Genomic DNA, 12,069 nt, shown 5'->3' with positions numbered 1-12,069 from the left:
CGATGCCGACGCTGGTCGCGAAGTTCACTGCAGTGATGCCGAGCGCAGCTATGTTCATCAGGTCCTGACCACCCACCGGGTCGGAGTCGAAGTCAAGGATGCTGTCGTTACCGAACCCCGCGGCGAACACGAACGTATCATTGCCCAGACCACCCACCATGGAGTCATTCCCTGCTCCACCGGTGAGCACATCAGCACTGGCACCCCCAATGAGACCGTTGTTCAACTCATTGCCCGTGCCGTTGAATGAACCGCTGCCGAGGAACATGAGGTTCTCGACGTTGGCGCCTAGCGTATAGCTCGACAGCGTCGTCAGGACAGAATCGGTGCCACCAGCGTCAAACTCGATCACCGTGTCCAGGGCATTGTCGACGCCGTAGATATCGTCGCCGCCACGACCAACCATCGCATCTGCGCCCCCCTCGCCGATGAGGACGTCGTTGCCAGCCGCCCCAAAGAGGCTGTTGCTCTGGTCATTGCCGAATCCAGTGAACGAACCGCTACCGATGAACTCGAGCATCTCGACGTTGGCCGCCAATGTGTAGCTCGACAGGATGGTCAAGGCAAAGTCAGTGCCACCGCCGTCAAACTCGATCACATTGTCCAGGGCATTGTCGACGCCATAGGTATCATCCCCACCTCCACCGACCATCGCATCCGCCCCCTCTCCACCGATGAGGAAGTCGTTGCCAGCTCCGCCAAAGAGGCCGTTGTTCAGTTCATTGCCGAAACCGATGAACGAACCACTGCCGATGAACTGAAGGATCTCGAGGTTGGCCGCCAACGTGTAGTTCGGCAAGATGGTCAACACCATGTCGGTACCACCACCGGCGGACTCGTTCACCAGGTCCAGGGCATTGTCGACGCCATAGGTGTCGTTGCCGGCACCACCGGCCATCGTATCTGCACCGTCTCCACCGATGAGGAAATCGTCACCCGCGTCACCGTTGAGGGTGTCGTTGCCGAGCGCCCCCCACAGGACATCGTTGCCGTCACCACCGTTGGCTATATCATCACCCACTGTGCCGAGGAAGGTATCAGCACCCACCCCACCACTGAACAACGCCCCCACCAGCCCGGTCGCCGCCGACGCTACTGAGTTGTTGAACCCACTGTCATCGACGTAGCTGGTGACCACCCGCAGGAACAGGCCGGCCTGCGCTGCACCCGGGGTGAAGTTGGCCGTATTGGCCCCCGGGATATTGGTGAAGGTCACGCCGTTAACCGACGACTGCCACTGGAAGTTGAACACCGACGTCGTCGTGCCATCGACATCCGCCACGGTCCCACGGCTCGCCGTCAACAATTGACCTTGCTGTGGCGTGGTATCGCTGATCACCGGTACACCGGTCGGTGCATCGTTGGTCTGCGTGGCCGATACCAGTGCCGTACCTGCCGAATAGACAGTCTCCAGCACACCGTTACGATCCTTGTAAATAGCCTTCAGGCGCAGCGACAACCCGGCCAGGTCAGGGGTGACCTGGAAGGTCGGCCCCGTGACCACATCATTATCGCCACCGGCGTTCAGCGTCTCGATATCGACGAACACCCCATCGCCGTTGTCCACCTGCCAGTAATACGCCACCGGCCCGGTGATGACGCCTCCCACGTTGTCGGCATCAGTCACTCCAGCGATGGAGGCACGTAGCAGGGAACCAACCTCAGGGCTCGGATCACTGACCGATGCCAGCCCGGTCGGGCCGCTATTGAGGCCAGGGCGCGTGGCGAAGGCCTGATCGGCGAATTGCAACCGCTCGATATTGGTCAGGCGGTCGACGCCATCGCGACCATCCACGGTATCGGTGACAGTGATGATGTCATCCGAGAAGTCCAGGGTGGTGCCGTTGTTGTTGATGTCGACCTGGTACTCATCGAAGTTACCGTTGAACACCGCCGTGTCGTAGTTGAAGCCAGTGCCGTTGAGTATCTCGCGAACAATGGTCAACTGGCCTGGATTGACCAGTCCGGACAACGCGGCCTGAGCCAGAGTCAGAGTCGCTGCGGTTCCCGCCAGAGCCCCCGACTTATTGGTGATCACCGCAGTGAGGTGGTCGGCCGTACCGATCTCCACACCGCCATTGCGGATGCTAATGCGCGTATTCAGCCACTTGTCGCCATCGATCAGGTCATTGCCGCCACCACCGATGAGCAAGTCACTGCCATTGCCGCCGAGCATGATGTTGCCCGCCCCGTACGACGTTACACCGGCGCCGAGGAACTCCTGCAGCCCTGAGATCAGCGAGATGTTGGTCAGCACGCTGCCGTAGGCACCCTGGGTGGCGATGGCTGCGGTATCAGCGTCGTCGCCCCGCAACATGTCGCTGAAGCGGGAACCCGACAGACCCTCGGTAGACTCGAAGCGCGACAGTACCGAGGTGGAACCGGGAGCGATAGGCGCCTCGTTGAAGGCCCGCAGGCGCATGTCGATGTTGATTCCCGCAGGATCATCGCGGAAGACCGCCCAGTCGAAGCCAGACATCCCGACATAGCGGTCACCCTCGCCGCCATTGCCCATCATGATGTCGTCGCCGCCCTCACCGTCCATGCGATCGATGATGCCGAACTCACCGTAGAAGACGTCGTTGCCGATGATCGGATCGTTGCCGAACGCGTCGAAGTTGTCGCCCGCGGCGCCATCGGCCATACCGTGCTGGATCCAGTCGTGGCCTTCGTTGCCGAAGCTGAATTCATTGGCACGGCCGGCCAGAATGAAGTCGTCGCCGACGCCGCCGAAGAACTCCGACTCGTCCTCCAGTTTGATCATGAAGTCGTTGCCGAACCCGCCGATCATCAGGTCTATGCCGTTGCCAGCCTGGATGACGTCGTTGCCCTCGCCGCCCTGGATATTATCCTCGCCGCCCCGGTCGGTGAGGATGTCGTCGCCGGCACCGCCGAACAGGAAGTCGTTGCCGTCGCCGCCCTCCAGGCGGTCGTTGCCGGCATCGCCGTGCAGGGTGTCGTCGCCGATGCTGGCGATCAGGGTGTCATTGTTGGCACTGCCGCCCAGTACGACGTGGTCTTCGCCGCGATACTGCAGGAAGTTCGTGCCCCGCTGCACCAGCGGGAGCAGTGCATTGGTACCCGTCGGGTCGTCCCGCAGGCTGACGCCAAGACCCGTGAACTGCGCAGCCTGGTTGACCTCCAGGGTGAATGCCGGAGTGGAGAAGATATCCCCCGGCAGGTGCAGTGCGTCGGTGTTGGCCATCACCAGCTTGGCGAACGAGTTATTCTCCAGTTCAGTGAGGAAGTTCAGGCCGGCGGTGCGCTCCAGATAGTAGAAGCGGTCGCCGTCCTGGAGTTTCTCCATCTGGTTCTCGAACACGAAGTTGAAGGTCGACCCCAACAGGCCACCGAAAGGCATCTGCCGCTCGGCCAGGCCACCGATCCACAGGTCGATGTCATTCACCCCGGTGGTGGCTGCCGGACCGTTGAGGAATTCCAGACGGTCTGCCGGTGCACCATCTCCACCGAATACCAGGAGTACGGCGGCGGCACGCTTGTCGGCCATGGTCGCGGCGCCGGTGATGCTGGCGTGGGTGCCATAGGCGGCGATGAAGTTCACCACCGATTCCTGGTGCTTCAGGTTCACCGCGAAGTCGAGCCAACTGGTATAGGGCTTGAGTTGGGTATCGCCGGTCGCGTTGAAGAACTCCTGACGCGCCATGTTCAGGGTGGGTACGCCGGTGTCACGGCCGCGGGCCAGGTTGATGCTCGGCAAGTCCAACGGCAAGCCCAGCAGGTTGTTGCGCAGGGCCTCGGTGACGAACTCGTCGATCTCGTTGGCCTGTTGCCGGGTCATCCCGCGGATTATGGCGCCTGCCGCCTGGTCGGCGGACACCTGAACCGTGCCTCCCGCGCCGTTGCTCAATGTATTGAACGCAAGCGGGTTGAGGAAGGCAGAGATCAGACCCATGGAGCTGTCATTGGCAAAGGTCGGATCGAAGCGGTCCACGGTTTCGGTCAGCATCGAGTGGCCGAAGCGGTAAACGACGTGGGCGAACTCCGCGACGATGGCCGGGTTGATGTTGGTGTCGTAGACCTGCGTCGGCGCGAAGAACACGTCCACCTGCGGCTGCACTTTGCGCGCGAACTCCTCGAACACCAGGTGCTGGTACTGCATTTCAGTGGTGAAGCGTGCAGCCTGGAACAACCGCTCACCATCCCAGACACCGGGCGAGAGCTGCCACTCGGCGATGAAGTTCGCATCATTGCTGGCCAGCACCACCGCCTTGATGTGCTCGACCATGCGGTTGTGCTCCGCGTGGAACACGTGGTGCACCGCGGTCAGGCCGATGTTCTCGTTGCCACGGCCATCGCCGGTGATGAAGTGCTCGTTGAGCAGTTCGTCGTCGTAGAAGCCCACTGGGGGCGGCGAGTTCGGCGCGTTGACGACACCGTCCGTGTCCGCCTGCAGCGCCTGGTTCGGTGTGTTCGGGTTGCCATCATGGTCACCGAACGGATTGGCGGAATGCGCGATGTCATCGAGGAAGGCGTGCCCGGTACGACCGGCCAGCGACGCGTCGATGGGCGCGGCGGGCGTGCCCGAATCCAGGCCGCCGAGCGTGACGATCTGCGCGAATCCGGTGGCCGGATCGGGGATGAACTTGCCGTAGGCATCCGTGGCGATCAGCGGCAGGTTGAGCACATCCTGGTCATCCAGTTCGATGCCCAGCATAGCCCTGGCCTGTGCCTTGACGTCCGCCCAGGTGGGCAGGCCGCCGGGGGAGCCGTCGGGGTTGGTGCCGTCCAGCATGCGCCCGGTGGCGACCGGCCGCCCGTTGGCATCCAGCACGTACTCGCGCAGGAAGACCTGGTGCGACGGGTGCGAGGTGTAGGTCTGGTTCTGGTCGACGAAGGGCGTGGTCTGGTTCACATGGACATGAATGTCATCCGAAGTGCCCAGGTCACCGTCCGCACCGGCCTGCACCGCCGTGGTGGAGGCGCGGGTCATGACCATGAACGCGTTCTGCGGCAATACCTCGTCACCGTTGCCGGCAATGCCGTCGCGACCGTGGGTGATCAGCGGGTCGTCAGGTTGCAGCGGAATGAACACCAGGCCGTTGCCACCTTTGCTCACCAGGTCCAGGCCATGATCGAAGAACTGGCCGAACAGGGTGAACCAGGAGTTGAAGCCCGCCGACAGCCCCTCGTCCGGAGCGGTGTTGGGGATGAACAGCGGCTGACCGCGCGGAATCTCGATGCCATTGCCATCGAGGATCCTCGGCGTGCCATCGGCATTGAACAGCGGGACACCCGCGCCATCGACCACTCGGGTGCCAAGCCCGCCATCGAGGAAGGCCTGCACGGCCGCCGGGTTGGTGATGGTCTGGTCGACAATCAGGTTCGAGATAGTACGCGGATCGCTATCCACCACGCTGCCGCCCGGTCCGGACGTGGCGTAGTTGGTGTTGTCCACGCCAGCGAAGGGAACCTCGTCGTTTTCGTTGCGGAAGAACTGATCCAGCAAGTTCGGGAACGGCTGGTCGGCCGCGCCGAAGTCCTCCTGGCCCGGAACCAGGTTGTTGAGGCTGCCATCCACCGTCCGCAGGCCATACGCGCCACGGGTGTTCGGCAGGATGTCCAGCAGGTTTTCGCCGGCGGCATGACGTTCGGCAATCTTGATCTGGTCGAGGATGAACTGCAGGTCCCCACGAATCAGGTGCACACCGCCATTGATGGGCTCAGTCGGGCTTTCGACCGGGATTACAGGCGGCGCAGGCGGCACCACTACCCCGGTTACATCGGCAGTTGGTGCGGAGAACGCGGTTTCCAGGACGCCTTCGTCATCCTGATAAATCGCCTTCACGCGAATCGCCAGGCCACTCTGCTCGGCGGTGACGCGGAAGGTGCCCCGGGCGGCCGTCGCCGGTACGTCGCCACCTTCGGTGACGATGTCCTGGAAAATACCCGAGTTAGCAGCGGTCTCAACCTGCCAGATGAACGTGATCGGCCGACCGTTGAGGGTGCCGCCATCGTTGTCGGCGTCGGTGACCCCGGCCACGGAGGCTACCAGCAATTGACCGACTGACGGCGTGTTGTCCACCAGGCCGCTGGTGGCATCGCGGATGGTCAGCTGGCCGGTGGGCAGGCTGTTGGCACCACCGAGGACCACCGTCTGATCGGCGAACTGCAACCGCTCGATGTTCAGCAGGGTATCCGAGCCCTCGGTGCCGACGTTGTCGGTGACCCTGGTCACGCCATTGACCGTCGTAACGGTGTAATTGTCGCGCTCGCCACCAAATACAGCGGTATCGATGCTGTTATCAGAATCAAGGATTTCGCGAACGATGCTCAGCTGGCTCGGGTTGATCTCGCCGGACAGCATGCGCGGGATCAGTTCCTGAATAGAGAGCACGCTCGTCACGTTGGCGTTGCCAGTGACCTGTACCCGCACGTTGAGCCAGCGGTCGCCGTCAATCAGATCGTTACCGCCGCGACCTTCGATGATGTCGCTGCCCGCACCGCCGAGCAGGATATTGCCGGCACTGAAGGACACCACGCCGGGCCCGAAGGCATCGTCGAGCAGATCCTGCAGTCCGTTGACCAGGTCGATGTTGGTCAGGGTGCTGCCGAGCTCACCATCGGTGGGGATGGTGGTGGCATCGGAGTGATCGCCCTTGAGGATGTCGCTGAAGGAGGAACCCGACAGCCCTTCGACTTCCGCGAAGCGGTCGAGCAAGCCGGCGTTGGAGGCCGGGACCGGCGGTTCCACCAGGTCGTTGACCAGCAGGTCGACGTTGACGCCGCGCGGATCGCCACGGTAAGTGGCCCAGTCCCAACCGGACATGCCGTCGAAGTGGTCGGAGCCTTCGGAGCCGACCATGATGTCGTCGCCGCCCTCGCCGATCACCTCATCGAAACCGCCGCTACCAACGAAGACGTCATTGCCGGGCACCTCGTCGAGGGAGAACGGCGAGAAGTTGTCGCCGGGCGCACCGTCCTGGGTGCCGATTTCGATCCAGTCGTCGCCTTCGTTACCGGCGGTTTGCAGGTTGCCTTTGGCGCCATAGATGAAGTCGTTGCCGGTGCCACCGAAGGTTTCCGAAACGTCTTCGCCAGTGATGATGAAGTCGCTGCCGCCTCCGCCAAGGATCAGGTTGAAGCCGTTGCCGGCCTGGATGACGTCGTTGCCCTCGCCACCCTTGATGTTATCGTCGCCGCCCAGGTCGGTGATGATGTCGTCGCCGGCACCACCATCGAGGTTGTCGACACCATCACCCCCTTCGATGCGGTCGTTGCCGCCGTCGCCCCAGAGGGTGTCGTCGCCAATGCTGGCGATCAGGATGTCATCGCCATCAGTGCCGCCGAGCACCACGTGGTCTTCACCGGTGTAGCGCAGATAGTTGGTGTCTGGCCCAGCGGTGTCCGGGTTGTCGCGGACCACCAGGGCCAGCAGCGGGTTGTCGCCCAGCGGGTCATCGCGGCCAGTGGCGCCCAATCCGGTGTGCTGCGCCAGTTGATTGACTTCGAGAGTCCACGCTGGTGTGGAGAAGATGTCCGCCGGAAGCCGGGTGATATCGGTGTTCTCCATCACCATCTTGGCGAAGGAGTTGTTCTCCATCTCGGTAAGGAAGTTCAGCCCCGCCAGGCGACCCAGATAGTAGAAACGGTCGCCGTTCTGCAGCATCTCCATCTGCGTCTCGAAGACGAAGTTGAAGGTGGAGCCGAGCAGTCCTCCGAAGGGCATCTGCTTCTCGGCGAGACCGCCAATCCAGAAGTCCACCAGGTTGAGGCCGGTTTCAGTCGTTGCCCAGGCACCCGTGCTGTGCAGGAAGTCGAGACGGTCCGCCGGAATATTGGCGCCAACACCAAGAACAATTGCCATTGCCGCAGCGCGCTTGCCGTCCAGAGTTGTCTGGCTAGTGATGCTTCCATGAGTCCCATAGGCGGCGATGAAGTTGATCAGCGACGCCTCGTGCTTGAGGTTGCCCATGAAATCAACCCAGCTGGTGTAGGCCTCCAGCTGACTGTCGCCGGTCATGGCGTGGAATTCGCGGCGTGCGACGTTGAGAGACGGAATACCGGTGTCGCGGCCACGGGCGATGTTGATGGTGGCCAGGTCCAACGGCAGACCCAGGAGGTTGTTACGGAGCGCCTCGGTGACGAATTCGTCGATCTCGTTGCCCTGTTGACGTGTGGTGCCGCGAATGATGGCGCCCGCAGCTGCTTCCGCCGTCGCGCCGCTGGCAGCGAACGCCAGCGGGTTGAGAAACGCCTCGATCAGGCCGATCTCGCTGCTGGCAAACGCCGGATTCAGACGATCGATGGTTTCCGTCAGCATCGAGTGACCGAAGCGATACACCGTGTGGGCGAACTCGGCGAAGATCGCCGGATTGATGGTGCTATCGAAGCCATTGGGCGCCAGGAATGCATCTACGGCCGGTTGCACCTTGCGGGCAAACTCCTCGAACACCAGGTGCTGATACTGCATCTCGGTACCGAACTTGGCGGCCTGGAACAGGCGTTCACCATTCCAGTTCAGCCCGTCCGGGGTGCCCGGAACGGCCCCCACTGGAGTCAGCAGCCACTGGTTGAGGAAGGTCAGATCACCGGAAGCGAGGATCACAGCCTTGGTGTGCTCGACCAGGCGGTTGTGCTCGGAGTGGAACACATGGTGAACAGCCGTCAGGCCGATGTTCTCGTTGGCGCGGCCATCGCCCGCTATGTAGTGGGCGTTCAGCAGTTCGTTGTCGTATGTGGCGGTATTGCCATCATCCACCCCGGCCACTGTGTCGGCATCGACGCCCAGAAAGGCGCCGGTCTGACTGTTGAACGGGTTGGCACTATGGGCGATGTCGTCAAGGAAGGCGTGACCGGTACGGATCGCACCTACCAGGCTGATGGGTGCCGCCGGGTTGCCCTCGACCAGCACATTGCCGGGGAAGACCACTTGCGGGAAACCGTTCGGCCCCTTGATGAAGTTGCCGTAGGCATCAGTGGCCAGCAGGGGGACGCTGCCCACATCAGCGTCAGTCAGATTGATGCCGAGAATATCGCGGGCCTGGGCCTTGACCACCGCCCAGGTGGCCATGCCGCCAAGCTCGATGTCATTGCCGTTGCCATAGATCCCATCCACCAGGTCGCGGTTGGTAATCAGCCCCCCGGTGGCCACTGGGTCGCCATTGGCATTCAGTTCATAGGCACGCAGGAACACCTGGTGGGACGGGTGCGAGCTGTAGGTCTGGTTCTGGTCGACGAAGGGCGAGGTGGTGTTCTGGTTCAGGCCGGCGCCGCCGAACTGGGTGGCACGGGTCAGGACCAGGAAGTTGGTCGGGCTGCCGGGGACGAACAGGGGATCGTCGTCCGCCAGCGGAATAAAGACAATCTCGTTGCCACCCTTGGTCACCAGGTCCAGGCCATGGTCGAAGAACTGGCCGAAGAATGTGAACCAGCTGTTGAAAGGCGCCGAGAGGCCTTCATCAGGGGTTGTATTGGGCAGGAACAGCGGTTGCCCAGCGGGGATAGGCGCGCCCTCGAGGTCCAGCAACACACCATTGGCGTCCAGTGTGCCGAACCCGGCATCGACGAAAGCCTGGACCGCCGCCGGATTACTGATGGTCTGGTCGACGATCAGGTTGCTGATGGTCCTGGGCTGCGAATCGATTACCGTGCCGGTTCCCTGGTAGCTGGTACCGAATTCTCCGGGACGGAATTCCGGCGTAAGCAGGCGCGGAAAGAGTTCGTCCGCCGCGCCGAATGCATCCTGCCCACCGACCAAGTGGTTGAAAGAGCCGTCCACCGTCCGCAGTCCCCAGGGCACCTGGGCATTTGGCAAGAGTGACGCCAGCTCTTCGCCGTTGGCATTCGCCTCAGAGATGAGAATCTGCTGGAGAATGAACTCGAGGTCAGACTTGATGAAGTTGGCCATGTTGTTGTTTCCTCAATCCGACAGCAATTAGTCAGGCCGAATCACGCCCACGCGGGTGCGATTCCACGTTTCTTCGAAGGAAATCGATCAAGCCGGGCAAATCGCAGTCGCGGCCGAACCCGCCAAGCCTTGGAAGTGGCTCAGTTCCGACTGAATGGATTTGTCCCTATCAGCACCGCGCTGGACGGCGGCACTTCAACTCGGGGCTAAGGCGGGCCGTGGAAACGAACCCGAGGGGCGGCACAAGCTGATGGACCATCTGGCCCACTGCGCGAGAATGAATCGATGCTCATTGCGGTGTTCTCCCTAGCACTCTTGTGGCGGGCGCCACAGCGATGTCCCTCAACACTGCTGCGTGCCAAAAAACAGTCATGCTCGTACACACCCTGACTAAAGCCCTGGCCTTCGGCACTGTCAATAAAACGTCAGCATATGTTTCTAAATGTAAAAACAACTTAAGTAATTGATTTAAAAAACTTAAGTTAATTTTTATAGGAGCGCGAGGGCATTCAACATGCGGTAGCACTCTTCCAGCAGTCCTGGCACGCTCTTCTCCGAGCGGCTGGAAGTGGCGTTCTAGAGCGGCTGCTATCCGGCTTCCCACTTATCAGCGGATTACAACCGTTGACTCAAATGGGAAATCCGGGCAATTCAGAGGCATCTTTCTTGCTTGGGGAATGGGGGCCCAACAGCGGGGGAAAACGGGGCAAAAGCGAGCCTTACGTCAGCAGATTTTTTGAGTTCTCCCTGAACAAAAAAAGAGGGGAAGCACTGAGTGCTCCCCCCCTCTCGTTACCGCTTTTTGCGCCTTGACTGCCTCCTCAGCCGACGATGAAGTCCGCCTGGGTCACGGTGGTGGCATCCGCCACGCCCACCAGGGTGATGCTGTCGGTACCGATGGTGACCTGAGTATTCGCACCCAGGTCGACGATGCCGACGCTGGTCGCGAAGTTCACTGCAGTGATGCCGAGCGCAGCTATGTTCATCAGGTCCTGACCACCCACCGGGTCGGAGTCGAAGTCAAGGATGCTGTCGTTACCGAACCCCGCGGCGAACACGAACGTATCATTGCCCAGACCACCCACCATGGAGTCATTCCCTGCTCCACCGGTGAGCACATCAGCACTGGCACCCCCAATGAGACCGTTGTTCAACTCATTGCCCGTGCCGTTGAATGAACCGCTGCCGAGGAACATGAGGTTCTCGACGTTGGCGCCTAGCGTATAGCTCGACAGCGTCGTCAGGACAGAATCGGTGCCACCAGCGTCAAACTCGATCACCGTGTCCAGGGCATTGTCGACGCCGTAGATATCGTCGCCGCCACGACCAACCATCGCATCTGCGCCCCCCTCGCCGATGAGGACGTCGTTGCCAGCCGCCCCAAAGAGGCTGTTGCTCTGGTCATTGCCGAATCCAGTGAACGAACCGCTACCGATGAACTCGAGCATCTCGACGTTGGCCGCCAATGTGTAGCTCGACAGGATGGTCAAGGCAAAGTCAGTGCCACCGCCGTCAAACTCGATCACATTGTCCAGGGCATTGTCGACGCCATAGGTATCATCCCCACCTCCACCGACCATCGCATCCGCCCCCTCTCCACCGATGAGGAAGTCGTTGCCAGCTCCGCCAAAGAGGCCGTTGTTCAGTTCATTGCCGAAACCGATGAACGAACCACTGCCGATGAACTGAAGGATCTCGAGGTTGGCCGCCAACGTGTAGTTCGGCAAGATGGTCAACACCATGTCGGTACCACCACCGGCGGACTCGTTCACCAGGTCCAGGGCATTGTCGACGCCATAGGTGTCGTTGCCGGCACCACCGGCCATCGTATCTGCACCGTCTCCACCGATGAGGAAATCGTCACCCGCGTCACCGTTGAGGGTGTCGTTGCCGAGCGCCCCCCACAGGACATCGTTGCCGTCACCACCGTTGGCTATATCATCACCCACTGTGCCGAGGAAGGTATCAGCACCCACCCCACCACTGAACAACGCCCCCACCAGCCCGGTCGCCGCCGACGCTACTGAGTTGTTGAACCCACTGTCATCGACGTAGCTGGTGACCACCCGCAGGAACAGGCCGGCCTGCGCTGCACCCGGGGTGAAGTTGGCCGTATTGGCCCCCGGGATATTGGTGAAGGTCACGCCGTTAACCGACGACTGCCACTGGAAGTTGAACACCGACGTCGTCGTGCCATCGAC

The 12,069-nt window shown here is 61.5% G+C and carries 2 protein-coding genes; both read right to left on the bottom strand.

All coding sequences use genetic code 11. From position 1 onward, the window contains the following. Positions 1-9,868, bottom strand: a 9,868-nt coding sequence (locus tag E8E95_RS07650) for a peroxidase family protein (protein WP_280349293.1), incomplete at its 3' end; no start/stop codon positions are given. A gap of 821 nt (positions 9,869-10,689) precedes the next feature. Then, positions 10,690-12,069 (bottom strand): calcium-binding protein (locus tag E8E95_RS07645; protein ID WP_280349292.1); only part of this gene is annotated, 1,380 nt, incomplete at its 5' end.

Source organism: Pseudomonas sp. BN414 (assembly GCF_029871275.1).
GTDB lineage: Bacteria > Pseudomonadota > Gammaproteobacteria > Pseudomonadales > Pseudomonadaceae > Metapseudomonas > Metapseudomonas resinovorans_C.
This window is presented reverse-complemented; position numbering and strand designations above follow the sequence as displayed.